Source organism: Polynucleobacter meluiroseus (assembly GCF_900205755.1).
GTDB lineage: Bacteria > Pseudomonadota > Gammaproteobacteria > Burkholderiales > Burkholderiaceae > Polynucleobacter > Polynucleobacter meluiroseus.
In genome coordinates, this window is sequence record NZ_OANS01000004.1 from 252,528 (window position 1) to 274,327 (window position 21,800).

General features: G+C 49.0%; 22 protein-coding genes and 2 tRNA genes. 14 read left to right on the forward strand and 10 right to left on the reverse strand.

What is annotated here, in order from left to right; all coding sequences use genetic code 11:
- The first annotated feature begins 10 nt into the window (after positions 1–10).
- Genes soxX through soxA form a run of 4 tightly spaced genes read left to right on the forward strand, consistent with a single transcriptional unit; the run spans position 11 to position 2,101 of the window.
- Positions 11–499, forward strand: a complete 489-nt coding sequence (soxX, locus tag CP950_RS08560; protein WP_243391964.1) for a sulfur oxidation c-type cytochrome SoxX — start codon at positions 11–13, stop codon at positions 497–499.
- The gene (locus CP950_RS08565; RefSeq protein WP_243391965.1) at positions 496–1,002 is read left to right on the forward strand and encodes a SoxY-related AACIE arm protein; all 507 of its coding nucleotides are present in this window, start codon (positions 496–498) and stop codon (positions 1,000–1,002) included. Before soxX ends, CP950_RS08565 begins: the two co-directional genes overlap by 4 nt.
- Positions 999–1,328 carry a thiosulfate oxidation carrier complex protein SoxZ gene (locus CP950_RS08570; protein WP_096674351.1) on the forward strand — a complete coding sequence of 110 codons (330 nt, stop codon included), beginning with the start codon at positions 999–1,001 and terminating at the stop codon, positions 1,326–1,328. Before CP950_RS08565 ends, CP950_RS08570 begins: the two co-directional genes overlap by 4 nt.
- Positions 1,325–2,101: a sulfur oxidation c-type cytochrome SoxA gene (soxA, locus tag CP950_RS08575; protein ID WP_207760248.1), complete on the forward strand. Its 777-nt coding sequence runs from the start codon at positions 1,325–1,327 to the stop codon at positions 2,099–2,101. Before CP950_RS08570 ends, soxA begins: the two co-directional genes overlap by 4 nt.
- On the opposite strand, the gene purU is transcribed toward soxA, so the two are convergent.
- From purU to CP950_RS08595, 4 genes are all read right to left on the reverse strand, one after another.
- A complete protein-coding gene (gene purU, locus CP950_RS08580; RefSeq protein ID WP_096674353.1) occupies positions 2,098–2,952 on the reverse strand; it encodes a formyltetrahydrofolate deformylase in 855 nt (284 codons plus the stop codon). The two genes, soxA and purU, sit on opposite strands and share 4 nt — an antisense overlap.
- Before the next feature lie 32 nt (positions 2,953–2,984).
- Entirely contained in the window at positions 2,985–3,386 is a 402-nt protein-coding gene (locus CP950_RS08585; RefSeq protein WP_096674356.1) for a hypothetical protein, read from the reverse strand.
- Positions 3,387–3,414: 28 nt separating this feature from the next.
- The gene (locus CP950_RS08590) at positions 3,415–3,819 is read right to left on the reverse strand and encodes a surface-adhesin E family protein (RefSeq protein ID WP_096674358.1); all 405 of its coding nucleotides are present in this window, start codon (positions 3,817–3,819) and stop codon (positions 3,415–3,417) included.
- Positions 3,820–3,913: 94 nt separating this feature from the next.
- Positions 3,914–6,358, reverse strand: a complete 2,445-nt coding sequence (locus CP950_RS08595; protein WP_096674360.1) for a penicillin acylase family protein — start codon at positions 6,356–6,358, stop codon at positions 3,914–3,916.
- Between the two features lie 130 nt (positions 6,359–6,488).
- On the opposite strand from CP950_RS08595, the gene CP950_RS08600 reads away from it, so the two are divergent.
- A tRNA-Leu gene (locus CP950_RS08600) sits at positions 6,489–6,577 on the forward strand.
- A 176-nt stretch (positions 6,578–6,753) separates the two neighbouring features.
- On the opposite strand, the gene CP950_RS08605 is transcribed toward CP950_RS08600, so the two are convergent.
- From CP950_RS08605 to CP950_RS08625, 5 genes are read right to left on the reverse strand one after another with little or no spacing between them, the layout of a single operon-like run.
- Positions 6,754–7,170, reverse strand: a complete 417-nt coding sequence (locus CP950_RS08605) for an ExbD/TolR family protein (RefSeq protein WP_096674362.1) — start codon at positions 7,168–7,170, stop codon at positions 6,754–6,756.
- 2 nt (positions 7,171–7,172) lie between these two features.
- Complete coding sequence (locus CP950_RS08610) at positions 7,173–7,865, reverse strand: MotA/TolQ/ExbB proton channel family protein (protein WP_096674364.1); 693 nt, start codon at positions 7,863–7,865, stop codon at positions 7,173–7,175.
- Between the two features lie 5 nt (positions 7,866–7,870).
- Positions 7,871–8,566 (reverse strand): energy transducer TonB, encoded by a 696-nt coding sequence (locus tag CP950_RS08615; protein WP_096674366.1) that lies wholly within the window; start codon positions 8,564–8,566, stop codon positions 7,871–7,873.
- A 3-nt stretch (positions 8,567–8,569) separates the two neighbouring features.
- Positions 8,570–9,370: a glutamate racemase gene (gene murI, locus CP950_RS08620; RefSeq protein ID WP_096674368.1), complete on the reverse strand. Its 801-nt coding sequence runs from the start codon at positions 9,368–9,370 to the stop codon at positions 8,570–8,572.
- Between the two features lie 49 nt (positions 9,371–9,419).
- Positions 9,420–10,943, reverse strand: a complete 1,524-nt coding sequence (locus tag CP950_RS08625) for a fumarate hydratase (RefSeq protein ID WP_096674370.1) — start codon at positions 10,941–10,943, stop codon at positions 9,420–9,422.
- A 162-nt stretch (positions 10,944–11,105) separates the two neighbouring features.
- Here CP950_RS08625 and acs point away from each other — a divergent pair, with 162 nt between their 5' ends.
- The 3 genes from acs to CP950_RS08640 all read left to right on the forward strand — a co-directional run bounded on the left by acs (position 11,106) and on the right by CP950_RS08640 (position 13,613).
- Complete coding sequence (gene acs, locus CP950_RS08630; protein ID WP_419185587.1) at positions 11,106–13,079, forward strand: acetate--CoA ligase; 1,974 nt, start codon at positions 11,106–11,108, stop codon at positions 13,077–13,079.
- Positions 13,080–13,128: 49 nt separating this feature from the next.
- Positions 13,129–13,219: transfer RNA gene (locus tag CP950_RS08635), tRNA-Ser, on the forward strand.
- Positions 13,220–13,277: 58 nt separating this feature from the next.
- On the forward strand, positions 13,278–13,613 hold the full coding sequence (locus tag CP950_RS08640) for a YciI family protein (protein ID WP_336437103.1): 336 nt from the start codon (positions 13,278–13,280) through the stop codon (positions 13,611–13,613).
- 10 nt (positions 13,614–13,623) lie between these two features.
- Here the strand turns inward: CP950_RS08640 and CP950_RS08645 are convergent, their stop codons facing one another.
- Entirely contained in the window at positions 13,624–14,217 is a 594-nt protein-coding gene (locus CP950_RS08645; protein WP_096674374.1) for a 3-keto-disaccharide hydrolase, read from the reverse strand.
- 119 nt (positions 14,218–14,336) lie between these two features.
- On the opposite strand from CP950_RS08645, the gene CP950_RS08650 reads away from it, so the two are divergent.
- The 6 genes from CP950_RS08650 to nadB all read left to right on the forward strand — a co-directional run bounded on the left by CP950_RS08650 (position 14,337) and on the right by nadB (position 21,797).
- The gene (locus CP950_RS08650; RefSeq protein ID WP_096674376.1) at positions 14,337–14,561 is read left to right on the forward strand and encodes a hypothetical protein; all 225 of its coding nucleotides are present in this window, start codon (positions 14,337–14,339) and stop codon (positions 14,559–14,561) included.
- A 217-nt stretch (positions 14,562–14,778) separates the two neighbouring features.
- Positions 14,779–16,581, forward strand: coding sequence for an NAD(P)H-dependent oxidoreductase subunit E (locus CP950_RS08655; RefSeq protein ID WP_096674378.1), 1,803 nt, complete (start codon positions 14,779–14,781; stop codon positions 16,579–16,581).
- Positions 16,582–16,589: 8 nt separating this feature from the next.
- Positions 16,590–19,484 carry a formate dehydrogenase subunit alpha gene (fdhF, locus tag CP950_RS08660; RefSeq protein WP_096674380.1) on the forward strand — a complete coding sequence of 965 codons (2,895 nt, stop codon included), beginning with the start codon at positions 16,590–16,592 and terminating at the stop codon, positions 19,482–19,484.
- Between the two features lie 108 nt (positions 19,485–19,592).
- On the forward strand, positions 19,593–19,820 hold the full coding sequence (locus CP950_RS08665) for a ParD-like family protein (protein WP_096674382.1): 228 nt from the start codon (positions 19,593–19,595) through the stop codon (positions 19,818–19,820).
- Complete coding sequence (locus CP950_RS08670) at positions 19,820–20,098, forward strand: type II toxin-antitoxin system RelE/ParE family toxin (protein ID WP_096674384.1); 279 nt, start codon at positions 19,820–19,822, stop codon at positions 20,096–20,098. The genes CP950_RS08665 and CP950_RS08670 overlap by 1 nt, the downstream gene beginning before the upstream one ends.
- 37 nt (positions 20,099–20,135) lie before the next feature.
- Entirely contained in the window at positions 20,136–21,797 is a 1,662-nt protein-coding gene (gene nadB / locus CP950_RS08675; protein WP_096674386.1) for an L-aspartate oxidase, read from the forward strand.
- Positions 21,798–21,800 lie beyond the last annotated feature (3 nt).

The window sequence follows — 21,800 nt, forward strand, 5'->3', positions numbered from 1 at the left end:
CTGTGCGGCAATGGTACTCATGAGGCTAGGGAGTGGACTGGCGGCAGTTTTGCTCGCCATCCTCCTAGTTCATGTGAGTGCCGTGTCTGCCCAAACAGTCGTTGGGGATTCCATTGCGGAATCCCTTTCTCATTCTGCGGGTGATCCCCTGCGCGGGCGCGCCATTATTGTCAATCGACAGCAGGGGCTTTGCCTCTTGTGCCATAACGGCCCCTTTCCAGAGGAGCGCTTTCAGGGTAACTTGGCCCCCGAATTAGGAGTGAGTGTAGGGAGTCTGAGCGCGGGGCAACTCCGGGCGCGACTAGTGGATCCCAAGCACTTTCATCCAGACACCATCATGCCCTCGTTTTACCGTACCGAAGGTTTAACACGGGTTGCCGCAAAGTTTTCTGGAAAGCCTATCTTAAGCGCCCAAGAGATTGAAGATGTGATCGCTTTTCTGTTGACTATGAACCAGACCAATTCCAGCGCCGCCGTAATCACTACTACGGCACCATGAAAAAGAAAGTACTTCCTATGTCGCACAATACATTCAAAATTACTGAGAGGGTATTTGGTCGCCGTCTCTGCCTTTCCGCTTTGGGAGCGCTGGGCATCAGTGCCTGGCTTAGGCCGCTACAAGCCATCGCTAAAAAACCTGAGGCAATGCAAGCGATTCAAGCCTTGGTTGGCTCAAACACTGTGAATGACGGACGTGTGACCTTAATGATTCCGCCCCTAGTCGAGAGTGGTAATTTAGTTGTTTTAAAGTTGAGTATTGAGAGCCCCATGACTCCGACAGATTACGTCAAGGCTGTGCATGTAATCGCCGAAGGCAATCCACTGCCGAATATCTTTAGTGCGTATTTCACACCGCTATCTGGAACAGCCAATCTCACAACCCGAGTGCGGCTGGCAGATTCCCAGCGTGTTTGGGCGATTGCGCAAATGAGCGATGGTAGTTTCTGGCGTACTTACGCCGATACTTTGGTGACACTGTCCGCTTGCACGGAGATGATATGAGTAAAACTTCACGCACAACATTAACCGTGCCTGCGCAAGCAAAAAAAGGCAGCGTCATTGAAATTCGAGCGATTGCGCAGCATGATATGGAAACAGGCTTTCGATACAGTGAGACTGGAAAATTAATACCTCGTGATATTTTGCGTACCTTTAATTGCCGCTACAACGGTGCAGAAGTGTTTAGGATGGAACTGCATCCGGGTATGGGAGCAAACCCCTTAATTATTTTTACTATTCGCGCCACAAGCTCGGGCGTAATCGATGTGCAATGGCTGGGTGACAATGGCTATGAGGCAGTTAACCAATCCGCCATCACCGTGACATGAAATCCCCTTTGATGTATTGGCTTGGCCTGAGTTTGGCGTTGGTTAGCCCAATGACTTTTGGCGCAGATCAAGCGGTGGCTAGCCGTCAATCAAGTTATGCCTTAATGACTCCAGAAAATAAGGCGATGCAAGATGATCCCAGTCTCAATCCCGCCTTATTTTGGGTGATGGACGGGCGCAGTCTTTGGCAAGAAAAAGCAGGGCAGAAACAAGTCGCTTGTGCATCTTGTCATGGAGATTCGGGAGAAAAAATGCGCGGCGTAGCGACACATTTTCCGAAAATTATCCACGGCAAGTTGCAGACTTTGGAAGGTCAAATAAATCAATGTCGTGTCGGCCAACAGCAAGCCAGCCCCTTAGCTTATGAAAGTAAAGAGCTCTTGGCATTAACGGTGTTTGTGGCAAGCCAATCGAAGGGCTTGCCCATTGCCATAAAACAAACCCCGCAAAATAAAGGCGATTTACAGCAAGGTCAGGAATTCTTTAATACCAAAATGGGGCAGCTGAATTTATCGTGCGCCCAATGTCATCAGGAGCGTGCTGGCCTTAAGTTGGGCGGTAGTTTCATTCCACAAGGGCATCCCACAGCCTATCCCATTTACCGTATTGAATGGCAAAACCTAGGATCGTTGCAAAGGCGCTTACGTAACTGCATGAGTGGCGTGCGCGCTCAACAGTTTGAATACGGCTCACTGGAAATGGCACAGCTTGAGCTTTATCTGATGTGGCGAGCCAGGGGCATGCCCCTGGAGACGCCTGGCGTTAGACCTTAGTCTGAGAAGACAACTGAGGTTGCGCCGTTAATTAAAACCCGATCATGCAGGTAATAACGTAGGGCGCGAGACAATACTGTCCGCTCTAAGTCGCGGCCTTTGCGTACCAAGTCATCAGGCGTATCGCCATGGGTCACCCGAGTCACGTCTTGCTCAATGATGGGACCTTCATCCAAATCACTCGTGACAAAGTGTGCGGTTGCGCCAATCAATTTAATGCCCCGAGCATGCGCCTGATGATAGGGCTTGGCGCCTTTGAAGCTAGGTAAGAAGGAGTGGTGCACATTAATGCAGCGACCGGATAGTTGGGTTGACAAATTATCGGACAGAATTTGCATATAGCGCGCCAGAATGACCATATCCACTTTTTCTTGCGCAACGATGTCCAATAGCTTGGCTTCCTGAGCTGGTTTGGTCTCGGCAGTGACGGGCAAGTGGTAAAAAGGGATATCCCCAAAATCAATGTTGGGGTAAACCTCGCGTGGATGGTTGGAGACGATGCCGCAAATGACCATCGGTAATTCACCGATACGCCAGCGATAAAGTAAATCAACCAAGCAATGATCCAGCTTCGATGCCATGATCAGAATGCGCTTGAGGTCTTTCACGGCGCGCAAATCCCAAGTCAAATGAAAGCGCTCAGCAATCGCGTTAAAGCCAGCCTTAAGGCTTTGAGCATCTGCTGCGCAAGTAAAGCTGACGCGCATAAAAAATTGCTTAGAGGCTTTATCGTCAAACTGTTGCGCCTCATCAATGTCGCCGCCATTCTCGAAAATGTAGGTGGAGACTGCGGCAATGATGCCGGGCCGATTAGGGCAGGTGAGGGTGAGGTAGTAATTTTCTGGGTTCATAAAGGCTATTTTAGCGTGCGCCCAGCTATTGCTCAATCGTTGGCGGCAGTTGACTTTTTATCAGCAGGTCCGAGATACAACTCACTGCGGTCGATGATGGTTGGGGCTGGAACCTCTATGCAAATTGGTTTGGATTCCAGGACATTAAAAAAATGGCACTCTTTTTTGGTAAGGGCTGAGGTTGCATGCTCTAAGGGCGACTTGCCAGTAGTAACAGAAGAGGCAAGACCAGCGGTAAACACGGGATTCGCAACCGCTGCAGTGCCTGCTGCAGTACCAGCGGAACTGGCGACTGCTGTGCTACTGCTACCTAGAGCAACGAGGGGTGCGGCACACCCTGAGACAATGCCGCACGCTACTAGGTAGGTGGCAACAGAGAGTGTTTGGGCGCTGATTCGAGGGTGGAGATTAAATCGATTCCCAAGTAAATGCATGGGTATCGAGGGCAAACAGGTAGATTGATTACCGTGAACAGACAACGTTGAAGACCCCAGCCGCCCATGATTCATTGACTACGGGTTCGAATTCGCTATTGGGGGACTTGTTATCGCTTACAACCTTGCCAGTACCTTTATTGCCTGCAAATTCTTTAAATTCGATTGGGCGATAGCTGATGGCGGGGCAGTTGTACTCATTAATGCCAACAATAGAATTGACAGCTTCTTTATTCTTTGGATTGGTGCCGGGTTTTTTGAGATCTAGCATTGACAAAATACGGGCTTTCTCACCCTGAGTTGTTATCGTGTCCAAGTCAACGTACACCACCATCAATGGGTTGGAGCCTAACTCTTTCCAAGCAGCATAGCTATGAGCAACTGGCAGGACGGTCAGGATTGCGGTGAAAGTGATAAAGGCTAATTTTTTCATGGTACTCAATAGTTAGTGTGGAGGGCAGAATGCTTAAATATAAAGATAATTCTAATCGCACTCGAAAGGTATAGGTTGGCTTCGTTAGACATCATTATTTTTTAGTCGCGAGCTCAAGTTGATGGGTGATTTTTTCGGGCTTCATTTGCAATGGCAAATACTGATTATTTGCCCATAGGGGGCCCATATTGCCGTAGAACTGGCTTTGTACCCAGCCGGATTGACCCGCCTGGTAAATGAATAGGGATTGCTCTAAATTCGAGAGATCGTAAATAGCCCGCATGCTGGAGGCTTGCTTGGTTTCAAAGGGGTTCTCGGCCCGAAGCAGTTCTAAGCGCCCAATATTCACTGAAAAACTATCGCCCGGAAAAGGCTGCTTTAGATTAAACATTGCGCCCAGAACCTTGATCTTGCCAAGTGGATGATGTTCCGAGATGGCCATGTGCGCATTACCCCAAGCCCACTTTGTTGGATCGCTGCCAAATTGTTTACTCAGAAGGTCAAGGGCGCGATCAAAAGCGTCATTTGAGGCATCGGCACAAGACTCGATGGTTGGCGTTCGAGGATCATCACACCAGGGGCTGTGCGGGTCTTGTAATTGCAAAATAAGGGCAGAGCGGAAATTGCGTGCCCCGTAAGTTTCAGTAAAGACATAAGCTAGCCGAGAAAATAATTTACGTGTCAATTGGTCGGCCCACGCATTAAATATTAGCGCCGCAGCGCTATTTGCTTGCATATCGGCATCGAAATGATTACTAATCTGCAGCGCTTGCGCTCCCAAAGGATGTTTTGATTGAATGGTGCGAAAGAGGGGGAGTAAAGGGGTTGAGCCTAAAGAAAGCGTATCAGCCTGCATCGTCTTCATGGAGGCCAAATCGTGGGTCGGCCGTGCTTGAATCAGTTGCACAATGCGGTTATAGCGAGCTGGTATATCCCAGTCACTTGTTAGGGGATTGGGGTCATTGGCAGCGACCACTTTTTGATTGGCGGTGGCAAGCCAACCTTGTTCGGGATTGTTACTGCTAGGCAACTGATCGAGCGGCACATAACCGATCCAGTCATATTGCTTGTCCCAACCTAGCGCAGGAGCCACGCCATAAAGGCCTTGGTGTAAGGTGCGTCGCGGAACAGCGCCAGTTGCGCGATACGCAATATTCCCATCGACATCCGCCATGACAACATTTTGCATCGGCGCATAGTTCTTATTTAAGGCCAACTTAAAGGCGTCTAAATTCTTGGCTTGATTCATTTCTAGCAAACTAACAACCGATTGGTTTTCAATATCCAAGGCTGCCCAGCGCAGCGCCAACGCAAAACGTTGGGTGTCGATGGCGCGACCGGCCCGGGCGTAGGAATCAGAAATGACTGGGCCATGGCGGGTTTCTTTTACCAAGAAACGCAAAAGAGGCTCGCCCTTGATATCAATGATTTCTTGGCGCACTTGAAAAGCAAGGGGGCCATTAGGACCGCGGTAAAGACTCGGGTTTTTCGGATCCAATTGTTCAATAAATAAATCTTGTACATCTGGATTGGTATTGGTAAAGGACCAAGCAAGCCGGTCGGTTCTTCCAAGAATCACTGCGGGTATACCGGGCAGGGTTGCTCCGATGACGTTGAGCTCGGGAGACTCCAAGTGGGCAAAATACCAAAGTGCTGGAGCCGATAAGCCGAGGTGGGGATCATTTGCCAATAAGGGCTTTCCGGAGGCGGTGAGCTTGCCGCTGAGAGCCCAGTTATTCGAACCAATGCCGTCTTTACCGCCAGGAACTTCGTTTAAAGCCAATTCTTCAGCCGGAATCAGCGCCTGGTTTTTGCTGTTAAATACTTTGTTATCGCGATACAGTTTGGCAAAGTCCACATTGCTGACGGGCTCGTCCGCATCGTAAGGAGGCAGCACCTCCCATATCTGTTTGGTACTTAATGTTTGGGAGAGCTCGAGGCGATCAAGCTCTTTGTGCATATTGCCGCCCAAGTTCAAGGCCATCATCAGCATCCAGGAGACACTATCGGTTGCGGACCAATGACCGGGTTTAGAGCCAGTAAGGAAATATTCCACGGGGAGCGCCCAACCTAACTGGGCATTACCGGCATTGACCCCATCGGCATAGGCTTGCAGCAGGCGCTTAGCGGTTAATGGGTAGCGATCAAATTGCTTTTCTGCCGCATGTTTAATGCCAAGCGTTCTCATATAACGATCAATGGGTAGCGTCTCCTTTCCCAGAATTTCTGAAAGGCGTCCACTGGCTAAGCGGCGATTAATCTCCATTTGCCAAGACCGTTCACTTGCATGGAGGTAACCTAAGGCGAAGAGCGCATCAGCTGAGGATTTAGCCTGTATGTGGGGAATTTGGCTCTCATCAAACGTAATGAGTACAGGGTCCCCTAGGCTATTGATAATCCGCTTTCCGGAAATTGAAGTTTGAGCAGAATAGATATAAGCGACAAGCGTGCAAACCAAGATTAGAGCGCTAAAGATGCTTAGCCAAAGGAGTGTTCGCAGGGTATTGCGTAGGCTAATTAAAGGAAACGAGGGCATCATAGGAATAGTTTAGTGGTTTTGGCAGTGCATTCAGACCCTAGCGCTTTAGACGCCTTTCGAAGAGGCCTACCTGCCCATGCTAAACTCTGCTTGTCTTGATTTATATAGCGCAGCTTTACTGCTAGTGCGAGCCCGAGTGGTGAAATCGGTAGACACAGCAGATTTAAAATCTGCCGACTTAAAACAGTCGTGCCGGTTCGATTCCGGCCTCGGGCACCAATCGAATACGTTCTTACCTTGGAGTCTAAAGGACTACCAGTATTAAGAGTTTCGATTTCCTCGAACCCAAATGACAAGTTATCGCAAATGTACATTGGCCGTAACGACCATTTGATGGCGCACCCGCCTGCAGATGACTGGAGTGGTATTTGGGTGATGGAGGACAAGAAAATTACTTACTTGTCCGGCTCCGTTACAAATCCCAACTTCGTTAAACCCGCACGGCGTGAAGCGGCCAATACTTGGGCGACGTATTCGTATTTCACCGATTTATCAGCGCGCAGATTAATATCAGGTTGTGGTTCTTTCTGCGCTGCTTTTTCTGCATAGCCATCAAACGTTTTTAAGTCAATCGGGGCGCTATTCCAAAAGATTTGCCCCTTGGCATCAATCGAGAGCTGCACGGATTCAGGTTTTACTTCATTGCGGATGCTGTTGGCTTTGGGTAATTCCACTTTCACAGCTTGCTGAATTACGGGCAAAGTAATAATGAAAATAATCAAGAGTACCAACATGACGTCCACCATCGGTGTCATGTTAATTTCGGCCATGATGGCGTTATCGTTTTGGTCATCACCAAGATGAAAAGACATGCTTATTCTCCTGACTTCACACGGGCACCAGTCACAAAATAAGCGAGCAGATCATTACCAAAGCGATTGAGATCGGCCACCAATAGTTTATTGGCGCGGTTAAGTGCATTAAAACCTAGCACCGCAGGGATCGCTACCGCTAAGCCTAGGGCAGTCATGATGAGGGCCTCACCAATGGGACCTGCCACCTGATCGATTTGCGCGCTGCTAGAGCTACTAATAGCGATCAGTGCATGATAGATGCCCCAAACTGTACCAAACAAACCAATAAATGGCGCCACTGCACCTGTTGATCCTAAAAAGGTGAGGCCTTTTTGGAGGTGGGCGGCAACAGCATCAATACTATTTTTGAGGCTGCGAGCCATCCACTCCGAGTAGTTCAGGGTCTGCAAGAGTTCACGGTGATTGGTGGATTGACTTTGGTGATGCGTCGAGGCGTCCAAGGCTGCTTGCGCAATCCGGAAAAAAGGATTGCTGGCATGCTTGGTCAGGGAATGCATTCCTTGATCGAAGGAGGTCGCGCGCCAAAACTGATCAAGCTCCGGTTTGAATTTGCGAAGATTGCGCAACTCCCAAAAACGGCTCAGCAGAATGACCCAGGTCGCGATCGAAGCAAGGAGCAGGGCAAGCGCAACAAAGCGAGTAATGAGGTCGCCTTCAAGCCACAGATTAGCTAAGCCAAATGGTGTATTCATGATGATCAGTTCTTTAGGTTAAATTTAATTAAGAGGTTGGTAGAAATTCGGTTGGGAATGCCGTTGACTAAAAATGGTTTGAAGCGATAACGTCGGCCGATTTCGCTAGCGGCCCGATCTAAACGCGGAAAGGAGCTAGAGCGCAATAAAGCCACATCCTCGACTTCGCCGGTTTCGTTAATAATTAACCTGACCACTACTTCACCTTGCTCCCCTGAACGCTTAGAAAACGAAGGGTAGTAGGCGTCGGCATCGGGCTGGTATACGACTACCAGTTTACCGATGTCAGTCTGAATCGGCGTTCCTGCGGGACCTGAGCTATTAGAGGGCGCCACTGTGGCATTCGGCAAGGAAGATTCGCTTTTGGACTGCGGTGGTGAGGGGGCTGGGGGTGTAGGGGCTTGATTCGACTTTTCGTCGACTACCTTTTTAGGCTGTTCGGGCTTTTGCTCTGTCTTAGGCCTTGGCTCTAGCTTTGGTTGCGGCGGAGTCTGCGCTGCTGGCGGGGCTTTGGCTGCCTCGGGGCTCACCAAGTTAGCCATGACGCGCGACTCATCTAAGTTGCTTTCTGTTTTGGGTTGCAAGCCCATTTGTAGGCTCACAAAAAACAAGGCATGGACGAGCAGAACGATTGCAAGAATGATGCGTTCAGTTTTCCCAAAAGGCAACCATTGATCGACTTGATGCAAGAGTGTGTTCATGCTTTAGCTAAATGCCCGCGCTTGAATGCTATGTAAATGGAGATCTGCATGCATAAGCTCTTTAGCCAGTGTGAGCAAGCTGCTTTCATCTTTACTGCTTAAAAAGGTGATCTTGCCATGGTGCTCGCGTTCAATAGTTTGCTGTTGTAATTCAAGTTGGCGCTTGAGTTGGCGTACAACTGCTTCACTGGTGTCGATCAAGGTAATGCGCTCACCTAGTAATTTACGAATCGATCTACGCAAAAAAGGGAAGTGGGTGCAACCGAGCACTAGAGTGTCGGCTCCAGCATTCAAAATCGGCTCTAGATGCTCGGCTAGTAACTCCAAGGCGGCCTCGCTATCAGCTTGGCCGGCCTCAATCAGTGGTACTAAGCCTGCACCCGCTTGTTTAATAAATTGGCATTCTGGGGTTAGGGTATCCAATAAGGCATTGAATTTATCGCTCTTCAGGGTAGCTTCGGTAGCTAAGACTCCGACAATACCCTTCGGGGAATGCATGGCGGCGGGCTTAATGCCTGGCTCGACCCCAATAATGGCAATTCCTTTTAATGCGTGCCGGATCTGCTCGATCGCTTGGGCCGTTGCCGTATTGCAAGCCACCACAATGACTTGGCAGTCTTGTTTGGCAAGATATTGACAGAGCTCCAAACTGCGCGCGGTGATCCACTCGCTCGACTTTTCGCCGTAAGGCGCATTGATTGAATCTGCTAAATAAATATAGTCATGTTCAGGCAGTTGGCATAGCGCCTCATCCAAGATGGACAAGCCGCCTACGCCTGAATCAAATACGCCGATGAGTGCCAAGAAAAATTTGCCTTACTAGGTCTGAAATGATTTAAATACGATGAGCTTATCAGGCAATGGTGACCGGAATATTGCCGATCTTGGCTTGCCATTCTTTTGGTCCGGTTTCATGCATCGAGATTCCTTCGGAACTCACGGCTACAGTGACTGGCATGTCCCTCACGTCGAATTCGTAAATAGCTTCCATGCCCAAATCGGCAAAGCCAACAACCTTGGCCGATTGAATTGCTTTCGATACTAGATAGGCTGCACCTCCGACTGCCATGAGGTACGCAGAGCGGTGTTTCTTGATTGCCTCAATCGCAACGGGTCCCCGCTCAGCTTTCCCAATCATAGAAATCAAACCAGTTTGCGATAGCATCATTTCGGTAAATTTATCCATCCGCGTTGAGGTGGTAGGGCCTGCAGGACCGACTGCTTCATCACGCACGGGGTCAACTGGACCAACGTAATAGATCACGCGATCCTTAAAGCTAACGGGCAATTCTTCGCCCTTAGCGAGCATGTCTTGAATGCGCTTATGCGCCGCATCACGACCGGTCAAAATCTTGCCATTGAGTAGTAGGGTCTCGCCTTCTTTCCAGCTTGCTACTTCCTCGGCAGTGAGGGTATCTAAATTGATGCGCTTAGATTTTTTGGTGTCTGGGGTCCAAGTGACATCGGGCCAATCTGCCAATGAGGGGATTTCTAAATGGGCGGGGCCATCACCATGCAAGTGAAAGTGCACATGACGCGTAGCAGCACAATTCGGAATCATGGCCACTGGTAGTGAGGCTGCATGAGTTGGGTAGTCGAGGATCTTGACGTCGAGCACCGTCGTTAATCCGCCTAAACCTTGTGCGCCAATACCAAGTTGGTTTACTTTTTGGAAAATCTCAAGACGGAGCTCCTCCACGCGGTTATGTGCTCCGCGCGCGATCAGCTCTTGAATATCCACGGGCCCCATTAAAGACTCTTTGGCTAGCAACATGGCTTTTTCTGGTGTACCGCCAATACCGATGCCTAAGATTCCGGGAGGGCACCAGCCAGCACCCATGGTGGGCACCGTTTTGAGAACCCAATCCACGATGGAGTCTGATGGATTGAGCATCGCCATTTTGGCCTTGTTCTCGGAGCCGCCCCCTTTGGCAGCGCAGATGACTTCGACTCCATCACCTGGCACGATTTCATAATGAATCACGGCGGGGGTGTTGTCACCTGTGTTTTTCCGTTTACCGGCAGGATCCGCCAGCACTGAGGCGCGGAGCATATTGTCAGGATTCAGGTAGGCACGGCGTACACCCTCGTTGACCATATCACCGACACTCATGGTGGCATCGGACCATTGGACGTTCATGCCAATTTTCAGGAAAACTACCGCAATGCCCGTATCTTGACAAAGAGGGCGGTGACCCTCGGCGCACATACGGCTATTCGTTAAGATTTGCGCGATAGCATCTTTAGCGGCCTCGCCTTGCTCTAGCTCATAAGCCTTGCCCATAGCGGAGATAAAGTCTTTTGGGTGGTAATAGGAGATGAACTGAAACGCATCGGCAACGCTTTGGATAAGGTCGTTTTGTTTGATATTTGTCATATTTTTAGTTGATTTGCTAATGTTTGCGCTATTTTAAGGGTTTGCCATAGAAGTCAACTCGCTAGATTTGACTTATCTTAGGGTTTACTGGGATACGTCCGCGTATTCCGAGCAAATTTTGCTGAATTTGAGAGTTCATTATTAACTAGAGGATTGTGCTGCATGGAATCATTAAAGCAAGAAAACCGGGTGTTTAACCCGCCAGTCGAGTTTGTTCAAGGGGCGGCGATTTCTGGAATGGATGCCTACGACGCACTTTGCGCAGAAGCTGAGAAAGATTATGAAGGATTCTGGGGGCGTCTTGCGAGAGAAAACCTTTACTGGAAAAAACCCTTCACCAAGGTGCTTGATGAGTCCAAGGCTCCCTTTTATAAATGGTTTGAGGACGGACTCACTAATGCCTCATATAACTGTATAGATCGCAATATTGAAAAAGGCTTAGGCGATAAAACCGCCATTATTTTTGAAGCCGATGATGGCACTGTTAGTACAGTCACTTACCAAGACCTACTGGGTCGCGTATGCAAAATGGCTAATGCCTTGCGTAAGCGCGGCCTGCAGTCAGGTGATCGCGTCATTATTTATATGTCGATGTCGATTGAAGGCATTGTGGCCATGCAAGCCTGCGCCCGTATTGGTGCAATTCATTCGGTGGTGTTTGGCGGCTTCTCGGCCAAATCGTTACATGAGCGCATTGTGGATGTGGGCGCGGTGGCAGTCATTACTGCTGATGAGCAGTTCCGTGGCGGCAAATCCTTGCCACTCAAAACGATTGTGGATGAAGCACTCTCCCTTGGCGGCTGTGAAAAAGTCAAAAACGTCATCGTGTATCAACGCACCGGCGGCAAGATTCCTCTAACTGCCGGTTTAGATGTTTGGATGCACGAGATCGTTGCCAATGAGGCAATCACTTGTGAGCCAGAGTGGGTCAGCGCAGAACATCCCTTATTTATTCTGTATACCTCTGGTTCAACTGGCAAACCTAAAGGCGTGCAGCATTCCACTGGTGGTTACCTGCTGTGGACCATGCTCACCATGAAATGGACCTTTGATATCAAGCCAAGTGATGTCTTTTGGTGCACGGCCGACATTGGCTGGATTACGGGTCACTCTTATATTACCTATGGCCCACTAGCAGTAGGTTGCACGCAAATCGTGTTTGAGGGTGTGCCTACTTATCCCAACGCGGGACGTTTTTGGGAAATGATTCAAAAGCACCAAGTGTCCATTTTTTACACCGCACCAACCGCAATTCGTTCTTTAATTAAAGCCAGTAGCAACGATGCGGCCATTCATCCACGGAGTTACGATTTATCTTCCTTGCGCCTGTTGGGCTCAGTAGGTGAGCCGATTAATCCAGAGGCTTGGATGTGGTACTACGAAAATGTTGGTGGCTCACGTTGCCCGATTGCCGATACCTTTTGGCAGACTGAAACCGGTGGGCACATGATTTCTCCGCTGCCAGGTGCCACTCCAATGGTTCCAGGTTCATGTACATTGCCTTTGCCAGGGATTATGGCGGCGATTGTGGATGAGGCCGGTCACGACGTGCCCAATGGTAGTGGCGGCATCTTGGTGGTGAAGCGTCCTTGGCCTTCCATGATTCGGACGATTTGGAATGATCCAGATCGTTTTATTAAGTCCTATTTTCCAGAAGAGTTGGGCGGCACTTTGTACCTGGCTGGTGATGGCGCGATTCGCAATATAGAGACGGGGTATTTCACGATCACTGGACGGATTGATGATGTGCTGAACGTCTCAGGTCACCGTATGGGCACGATGGAAATTGAATCTTGCTTGGTAGCAAACCCCTTGGTAGCTGAGGCCGCAGTAGTAGGGCGTCCGGATGAATTGACGGGTGAGGCTATCTGCGTGTTCGTTGTGCTTAAAGGTGGGCGCCCAACAGGTGAAGAAGCCAAAAAGATCGCGACCGAATTGCGAAACTGGGTTGGTAAAGAGATTGGTCCGATTGCCAAGCCAAAAGATGTGCGCTTTGGAGATAATCTGCCCAAGACCCGTTCAGGCAAGATCATGCGCCGGCTACTGCGCGTGATTGCCAAGGGCGAAGAGATCACACAAGACACTTCTACCTTGGAAAACCCAGCTATTTTGGAGCAACTCAAAGAGGCGCTTTAAGATAAAAACCCTCAACACCCTGTCCTTAACCGTATAATCATCGGTTCTCGGAAGGGTGGATGAGCGGTTTAAGTCATACGCCTGGAAAGCGTACGTAGGTTAATAGCCTACCGCGGGTTCGAATCCCGCCCCTTCCGCCATGCTGTTCTAAAACCACCATCTGGTGGTTTTTTCTTTTCTGGGTCATGCAATATTCAGATGAGCGTTCTAAATAAAATAACGGAAGACATCATGATATTTGCCATTCTATTAATGGATTGCCCTGGTACCGCTGACTTACGCGTACAGGTTCGCCCAGAGCATCGCGCTTACCTTGCTACCAAGTCTGAGCAGATGGCTTTTGCTGGACCGCTCATGTCAGATGACGGCAAAACCGTAGTAGGTAGCTTGCTTGCGATTGATTTTCCGGATCGGGCGGCAGTAGAGGCTTGGTTGAAGGATGAGCCCTTTACCAAGGCGGGCGTCTATGAGAAGCCCGTGATTCATACATTCACTAATATGTGGGCGCAGAAGGCAGGTTTTCCTCCGGCCTAAGTTGTTTTAGTTAGAGGGGTTTAATTTCCAACTTGCGAAATTTAACGATACCCGCTGCCGACTGAATGCCGATGGGACCTTCACTGTATTTACTGTCTTGACCATCGGCCACTGTCACCACGCCATTGAGGGTGACCTTAAAGTGAGGCCCATTGGCGATAATTTCCATCGTATTCCAGCGCCCGCCTGCTAGCGGTACGGGATCGACTTTCGCCACATCGACAATTGCCCCAGTGGCATAGGCCTGTTCAGGGCGGGTATCCCAAATATTGATCTCATAACAACTTTGTTGTGAGAGTTTTTGTGGGTTCTGGCAGCGAATGAAGATGCCGCTATTGCTAGTGGATTCCACCCAAAATTCGGCGCGAATGACTAGGTTGCGATAACTTTGAGTGCTCACCAGGTAGCCAGAAGGTTTATTGCTCTCAATCATGTCCTTGCTGATGATCCAGTTGGCATTACCAATCACATTCCAGCCGCTCAGGCTACCGCCATTCATGAGATCGATAAATCCATCAGATTTTTGGGCTAGGGCGGAATTGCCGCTCAACGTAAAGGCTGAACTGAAGGCAAGGGCGGTGCAAAGCTTGATGAATCGTTGCATGGCAACATCCTATGTAGTGATGATGGGTTTAACTTGTTTAAATTGTGTTCGAAAAACTAGTGGATACACAAGTAGATGAATCCCTCGAATGGGAGTTCAAAATCCAGTAAACTTGCCGCATGAAATTAACTAAATTATTGACACTTTTTTTACCCATACTCTTCGCGGCTATGGGTCTGACTGCTTGTGGCTCTATCGAGTCTGCGGCGCAAGACGATTGCACGTCCATCGGTTGGCAGCTTGGGTCTAAGGGCTACCAAGACTGCTACAAAGCACGGCTGTATGAGCGCAAGCTCGACTACTCCATGCCACCAGGTGATCAGCCAGCACCCTCATTGCTGTGAACCTTGTCAGGTAAAACCCTCAAATTAGCTTCTGGTTGAGCAGGATCAATGAATTTGGGGTATAAATACAGCAAAATGTGCAGTTATTTTAGTAATTTTGTAATCAAAATATGCTAACCGGGATTATTTGTATAGGCATAACGCCTTCTAAGGATCCAGTTTTTTCGGGTCCCGGTTGACAAAAACGATTGCGTTTAAACATTAGAGACTATCGAATATGAATCATCCTAAACCTTCAAAAGAAGTTGTCGCGGTTGCCGTCGCCACCGCAGATGATTTGCGGGAGACGATTCGTCGTAAGAGCAAATTAAAAGGTCGCCAAGCTGATGACCAGTCACTTGAAGAAGTCCGCCTTCTTATTGGACCTGCGCCTCACCGCCGTGACCTACTGATTGAGAACTTGCATCAACTGAACGATGAATACCGTGCCTTGCACGATCGTCATCTTGTGGCCTTAGCCAAAGAGATGAACATACCCATGGCTGAAGTGTATGAGGTTGCCACTTTTTATCACCATTTTGAAGTCGTGCGCGGGAATGATCCAGTAGCGGATATTACGATTCGGGTGTGCGATGGTATCGCTTGCGAATTGGCTGGTGCACAGAATTTACTCAGCAAGTTGCCTGACATATTGGGTAACGATCAAGTTAAAGTGATTGCGGCCCCTTGTATTGGCCGTTGTGAGCAAGCCCCAGCAGTTGTAGTTCATCAATACCCAGTCTTATTTGCCACTGTCGATAAAGTGGAAGCGGCTGTAAAGAATGGCATGACTATTCAACCTCCTGCTAGAGATGATGCGAATTTTCATCCTGGGGATTTTGCAGAGCAGGGTATTTCTCAGCAGGGTCCTAACCAAGTAGTTTCTCCAGATTACGTGGGCTATGAGTCTTACAAGGCTCTAGGCGGTTATTCATTAGCCAAAGAAATTCATTCTGGTAAACACAGTGTTGAGAGCATTATTAAGGCGATGGAAAATTCCGGCCTGCGCGGTCTTGGCGGTGCGGGTTTCCCGGCGGGTCGTAAGTGGCGTATTGTGAAAGACCAAATCGCGCCTAAGCTGATGGCCGTCAATATTGACGAAGGTGAGCCAGGGACTTTTAAAGACCGCACTTACTTAGAGCGTGATCCACATCGTTTCTTAGAAGGCATGCTGATTGCCGCTAGCGTGGTTGGGATTGATGCTTGCTATATTTACTTGCGCGATGAGTATCATGGCTGCCGTGAATTGCTTGAGTTAGAGCTTACCAAGCTAAGAGCCAACCCTCCTTATCCCTTGCCATTGATTGAGTTGCGTCGTGGCGCAGGTGCTTATATTTGCGGAGAAGAATCCGCCATGATCGAGAGCATCGAAGGTAAGCGTGGCGAGCCACGTATGCGTCCCCCTTATATCGCTCAAGTTGGCTTATTTGGTCGCCCAACCCTCGAACATAACTTTGAAACCCTCTACTGGGTGCGCGATATTGTGCAGCGTGGGCCTGACTGGTTTAGCTCCTTTGGTTTAAACGGGCGTAAAGGATTGCGTAGTTTTAGCGTGAGCGGTCGCGTCAATCAACCAGGTGTGAAACTGGCTCCTGCCGGCATTACCATCCAAGAACTAATTGATAACTACTGCGGTGGTATGCAAGCTGGTCACCAGTTTTACGGCTATCTGCCTGGTGGCGCTTCCGGCGGTATTTTGCCCGCCACCATGAATGACATTCCGCTCGACTTTGATACCTTGCAACCCTACGGTTGTTTTATTGGATCAGCAGCTGTGATGGTGTTTAGCGATCAAGATAAAGCACGCGATATGGCATTGAACGTGATGCGCTTCTTTGAGCACGAGAGCTGCGGTCAATGCACTCCATGTCGTGTTGGTACCAGCAAAGCTGCGCAGTTAATGCAAGATACCTCTTGGGATCAAACTACATTGGAAGATCTAGCCACTGTCATGGTGGACGCTTCTATTTGTGGTCTAGGGCAAGCTGCCCCTAACCCGATTCGTTGTATTCAGAAATATTTTCCACAAGAAGTTGCCTAAGAGTCCCTATGAACGCACCAACCAATCCTAAAGACCTCGAACTACAAACTGTAGAGTTCAAGCTTGATGGCCAGACCATTGTGGCCTACTCTGGTGAAACCATTCTTAAGGCAGCTAAGCGCCATGGAATCGATATCCCCCATCTTTGCTTTAAAGATGGTTACCGTGCTGACGGCAATTGCCGCGCATGCGTTGTCGAAATTAATGGCGAGCGCACTTTGGCGCCTAGTTGCTGCCGCAGTGCAACGGCTGGCATGGAAGTTCAAGCCAATAGTGAGCGTGCTGTTAAGAGTCAAAAACTCGTTTTGGAAATGTTGTTATCCGATATGCCAGACGAGGGTTTTAAGTGGGTAGGAGACACGCCGGCTGAAGAAGAAAAAAACCAACATGGTGAACTCAGCACCTGGGCGGCTCGCATGGACGTCACAGTACGTCCTGAGCTGAAGGCAATTCGCCGCGCTAAAGTGCAAAGCGATATTTCACATCCAGCGATGGCTGTGAATTTAGATGCCTGTATTCAATGTAATCGTTGCGTGCGCGCATGTCGTGAAGAGCAAGTCAATGATGTGATCGGCTATGCAATGCGTGGCGCACATAGTGAAATCGTTTTCGACTTAAATGACCCAATGGGGGATAGCACCTGCGTTGGTTGTGGCGAGTGTGTGCAAGCCTGCCCAACTGGCGCGCTGATGCCAAAAGGCTTAATTGGTTCACAAATTGTCGACCGCAAAGTGGATTCAGTTTGCCCATTCTGTGGTGTTGGTTGTCAAATCACCTACAACGTCAAAGACGAAAAGATTGTTAGCGTTGAAGGTCGTGATGGACCTGCCAACCACAATCGTTTATGCGTTAAAGGTCGCTTCGGTATGGACTATATCCATAGCCCACAGCGCTTAACCCAACCACTCATTCGTAAAGCAGGCGTACCTAAGCATGAAAACGCCGCGCAAAATCCACAAGACTGGTCAGATATTTTCCGTGAAGCGACTTGGGAAGAAGCATTAGAAGCAGCGGGTGGTGGCTTTAAGAAGCTCAAAGATCAATACGGTAATAAGGTGTTGGCAGGCTTTGGCTCTGCTAAAGGAAGTAATGAAGAAGCGTACTTGTTCCAAAAACTGGTGCGTACTGGTTTCGGTAGCAATAACGTGGACCATTGCACCCGGCTTTGTCATGCCTCTTCAGTTGCTGCATTGCTAGAAGGTGTTGGATCTGGTGCGGTAAGTAACCAGGTTAATGATGTCGAGCATTCCAGCATGATCATTTTGATTGGCTCGAACCCAAGTGCAAACCATCCTGTAGCGGCCACTTGGTTTAAGAATGCTGCTAAGCGCGGCACCAAGATTGTGTTGTGCGATCCGCGTAAAACAGAGATTAGCAAGCATGCTTGGCGTACGATGCAGTTCAAGCCCGATACCGATGTGGCCATGCTCAATGCATTGATCTTTACGATTATTGAAGAAGGTTTGGTTGATCAAAACTTTATTAATAATCGCGCCAATAACTTTGAAGCCCTCAAAGAAAATATCAAAGGCTATAGCCCAGAAATCATGGCGCCTATCTGCGGTATTTCCGCAGAAACCTTGCGCGAGGTTGCCCGTGAATTTGCCACTACGAAGTCAGCGATGATTTTGTGGGGCATGGGTATTAGTCAGCACGTACACGGCACTGATAATGCGCGTTGCTTGATTGCCTTAGTCAGTATCACCGGTCAAATTGGTAAGCCAGGCTCTGGTTTGCATCCTTTGCGCGGTCAGAACAACGTGCAGGGTGCGAGTGATGCAGGCTTGATCCCAATGATGTTCCCTAACTATCAGCGCGTCGATAACCCAGAAGCGCATGCTTGGTTTGAGAAGTTCTGGGATACCCCATTAGATAGCAAGCCGGGTTACACGGTGGTTGAGATCATGCATAAGATCACGGCGCCAGACAGTGATCCGGATAAGATTCGCGGCATGTATGTCGAGGGTGAGAACCCAGCCATGAGTGACCCCGATTTAAATCATGCACGTCACGCTTTAGCTTCTTTGGATCTCTTGGTTGTGCAAGATATCTTCATGACTGAAACTGCCTTATTGGCTGACGTGGTCTTACCAGCAAGTGCTTGGCCAGAAAAAGTCGGTACTGCAAGTAATACCGACCGTATGGTTCAGATGGGCAAGAAAGCGATTGAGCCTCCAGGCAATGCTAAGCCGGATTTGTGGATCATTCAGCAAATTGCAAAACGCATGGGCTTGAACTGGAATTACCAAGGGCCTGATGCTGGTGTAGCAGAGGTCTACGATGAAATGCGTCAAGCAATGCATGCGGCAATTGAGGGTATTACTTGGGATCGTTTGGAGAGGGAATCAAGCGTTACCTATCCTTGCCTTTCTGCAGAAGATCCAGGACGCCCAATTGTGTTCGATGACCACTTTGCGACTAAAGATGGCCGAGTCAAATTGGTCCCAGCGGACATTATTTACGCCGATGAAAGACCAGATGCTGAGTTCCCATTTGTATTGATTACGGGTCGTCAGTTAGAGCATTGGCATACAGGCAGTATGACGCGCCGTGCGACTGTTTTAGATGCGATTGAGCCAATGGCAACGGTATCGATGAATGGTGAGGACATGACGGCCTTGGGAGTATCAGCCGGTGATGTCATTACTGTGCAGTCTCGTCGTGGCGAAGTAGGAATACACGTCCGTAGGGATGATGGTACGCCGCATGGTGTGATCTTTATTCCGTTTGCTTACTATGAGGCAGCCGCCAACTTAATTACCAATGCTGCTCTTGATCCGTTCGGTAAGATTCCGGAGTTCAAGTATTGCGCCGTGAAGTTGATTAAAGGGGGCACTGCAGCTGTTGTCATGGGTTACGGTACTAATGACCCTGAAAGACAGGAAGTGGTGGCTACATCCTGAGGTGATCTTCCTCTATAAAATAGCCACCTGCGGGTGGCTATTTTATTGTAATGTCCCCGAAGTACGCCTTACTACTTTTGTAGTAAAATCAGTCTAACAGGGGGCAATATGGGTATGCCAGTAAGAATTGACGACAATTTATATGAATTAGCCAAGTCTGAGGCGAAGACGGAGCATCGGACTATTGCTGGTCAAATTGAATTCTGGGCAACCGTCGGACGGGCGGCAATAGACAACCCCGATCTTCCCATTGCCTTCATCACAGCATCTCTTGCCTCCCTAGCTGAGCCAAGAGAGGAGAGCACCCCTTTTATTCCCCGCTCTAAGAAGGATTGATGGCGTATTCAATTCTGCAAACTCGCCGTTTTGCCAGACAATACAAAAAATTAAATGACAAAACTGCTAAGGATGTTGATGAGGCTGTAATCCTTATATGTGATGCGCCGAGAGTGGGTGAGAAAAAGAAGGGTGATTTAAGCTCCTTGATAGTCTATAAGTTTAAAAGTCATGGACAGCAATTGCTCCTTGGCTATTCTTTAGATGATGGGCTTAGGTTGACTTATCTCGAGGCTATTGCACCGCACGAAAATTTCATCACAGACATTAAAAGGTAAACGGAGTGCGTTTTTTACATTGCCCTTAGAATGAATCATGTCTAGCTCAAATCCCACATCATCTCAAACTCCAAATTCAACTGAATTACCGATCCTGATTATCGGTGCAGGCCTTGCTGGTCTGACTGTAGCCTTGCATTTAGCCGAAACGCAACCCGTCATCATCATGGCCAAACGTGCCCTTGGTGAAGGCGCAACGGCGTGGGCTCAAGGCGGCATTGTAGGGGTGGTTGATAAGGAGCACGACAGCACTGACTCTCATGTAGCTGACACCTTGGATGCGGGCGCAGGCTTGGTGATCGAAGACACGGCTCGATACATTGCTGAAGAAAGTGCCGATGCGATTAAGTGGTTAGTGGAGCAAGGCGTGCCATTTACGACGGATGCAGATGGCCCAATGGGTTTGCATTTAACGCGCGAGGGTGGGCACAGTCATCGTCGCATTGCGCACGCTGCAGATGCTACTGGTAAAGCCATTCACGAAGTCTTATTAGATAAAGCGCGTGAGCATAAAAATATTCAATTGTTGGAGCATTGGATTGCGCTTGATCTCATCACCAATCGACACCTTGATGCAAAGGCGCAGATTGGTAAACTAAATCGTTGTTATGGTGTTTATGCTTTAGACATCAAAAATAACCATGTAGAAACCATTGAAGCCAAAGCGGTTGTGCTCGCCACGGGTGGTGTGGGTAAGGTCTATCGTTATACGAGCAATCCCGATACGGCTACTGGCGATGGCATTGCAATGGCTTGGCGTGCAGGTTGCAGCGTCGGAAACATGGAATTTATTCAGTTTCATCCAACCTGCTTGTATCACCCCAGTGATCGCACCTTCTTGATTACGGAAGCCTTGCGAGGTGAGGGTGGCCTACTCAAGTTACTCGATGGCACTCGTTTCATGCCGCAGCATGATGAACGTAATGAGTTAGCGCCTCGCGATATTGTGGCTCGCTCAATCGACTTTGAAATGAAGAAGCACGGCCTTGACTACGTGCTCTTGGATGCCACACATTTAGGTGCGGACTTCATCAAAGAGCACTTCCCGATGATTTATGCGCGCTGTTTAAGTCTGGGGCTTGATATAACAAAAGAGGCTATTCCAGTCGTACCGGCAGCCCATTACACCTGTGGTGGTGTGGTCACCGATCTGAAGGGCCGCACAGACCTAGCTGGACTTTATGCAGTAGGTGAGGCTACATATACCGGCTTACATGGCGCCAATCGTTTGGCCAGTAATTCTTTACTGGAATGTATTGTGATTGGTAAAGCTGCTGCGGCAGATATTTCTGAGCAAGCTAGCCCTGTCATGCCTGACCTGCCTTTATGGGATGAGAGTCAGGTCGAGAATGCGGATGAACAAGTGGTGATTGCACACAACTGGGATGAACTCCGATCCTTGATGTGGAATTACGTGGGCATCGTCAGAACCAACCGTCGCCTAGAACGCGCTCTACACCGCATCAAACTCCTGCGCTATGAGGTGCAAGAGTATTACGCTAACTTTAAGGTAACGCGCGACCTCATTGAATTGCGTAACTTGCTCGAGTGTGCTGAACTCATTGTCCGCTCCGCTTTAATGCGGAAGGAAAGTAGGGGGCTGCATTACAGCCGAGATTACCCGGATACTAGAACCGTTGCTCAGCCAACAATTTTGAATCCGCACACGGAGAGTGTTGCTGAGAAAGTAATTCTGTAAGGA

Coding starts and splice junctions, on each gene's coding strand:
- CP950_RS08585 (WP_096674356.1), bottom strand. CDS start 3,386: ATGCATTTACTTGGGAATCGATTTAATCTCCACCCTCGAATCAGCGCC.
- CP950_RS08650 (WP_096674376.1), top strand. CDS start 14,337: ATGAAATTAACTAAATTATTGACACTTTTTTTACCCATACTCTTCGCG.
- fdhF (WP_096674380.1), top strand. CDS start 16,590: ATGAACGCACCAACCAATCCTAAAGACCTCGAACTACAAACTGTAGAG.
- CP950_RS08655 (WP_096674378.1), top strand. CDS start 14,779: ATGAATCATCCTAAACCTTCAAAAGAAGTTGTCGCGGTTGCCGTCGCC.
- CP950_RS08565 (WP_243391965.1), top strand. CDS start 496: ATGAAAAAGAAAGTACTTCCTATGTCGCACAATACATTCAAAATTACT.
- CP950_RS08590 (WP_096674358.1), bottom strand. CDS start 3,819: ATGAAAAAATTAGCCTTTATCACTTTCACCGCAATCCTGACCGTCCTG.
- soxX (WP_243391964.1), top strand. CDS start 11: ATGGTACTCATGAGGCTAGGGAGTGGACTGGCGGCAGTTTTGCTCGCC.
- acs (WP_419185587.1), top strand. CDS start 11,106: ATGGAATCATTAAAGCAAGAAAACCGGGTGTTTAACCCGCCAGTCGAG.
- CP950_RS08615 (WP_096674366.1), bottom strand. CDS start 8,566: ATGAACACACTCTTGCATCAAGTCGATCAATGGTTGCCTTTTGGGAAA.
- CP950_RS08640 (WP_336437103.1), top strand. CDS start 13,278: ATGAGCGTTCTAAATAAAATAACGGAAGACATCATGATATTTGCCATT.
- CP950_RS08645 (WP_096674374.1), bottom strand. CDS start 14,217: ATGCAACGATTCATCAAGCTTTGCACCGCCCTTGCCTTCAGTTCAGCC.
- soxA (WP_207760248.1), top strand. CDS start 1,325: ATGAAATCCCCTTTGATGTATTGGCTTGGCCTGAGTTTGGCGTTGGTT.
- CP950_RS08595 (WP_096674360.1), bottom strand. CDS start 6,358: ATGATGCCCTCGTTTCCTTTAATTAGCCTACGCAATACCCTGCGAACA.
- CP950_RS08625 (WP_096674370.1), bottom strand. CDS start 10,943: ATGACAAATATCAAACAAAACGACCTTATCCAAAGCGTTGCCGATGCG.
- CP950_RS08570 (WP_096674351.1), top strand. CDS start 999: ATGAGTAAAACTTCACGCACAACATTAACCGTGCCTGCGCAAGCAAAA.
- CP950_RS08610 (WP_096674364.1), bottom strand. CDS start 7,865: ATGAATACACCATTTGGCTTAGCTAATCTGTGGCTTGAAGGCGACCTC.
- nadB (WP_096674386.1), top strand. CDS start 20,136: ATGTCTAGCTCAAATCCCACATCATCTCAAACTCCAAATTCAACTGAA.
- CP950_RS08605 (WP_096674362.1), bottom strand. CDS start 7,170: ATGTCTTTTCATCTTGGTGATGACCAAAACGATAACGCCATCATGGCC.
- CP950_RS08670 (WP_096674384.1), top strand. CDS start 19,820: ATGGCGTATTCAATTCTGCAAACTCGCCGTTTTGCCAGACAATACAAA.
- purU (WP_096674353.1), bottom strand. CDS start 2,952: ATGAACCCAGAAAATTACTACCTCACCCTCACCTGCCCTAATCGGCCC.
- CP950_RS08665 (WP_096674382.1), top strand. CDS start 19,593: ATGGGTATGCCAGTAAGAATTGACGACAATTTATATGAATTAGCCAAG.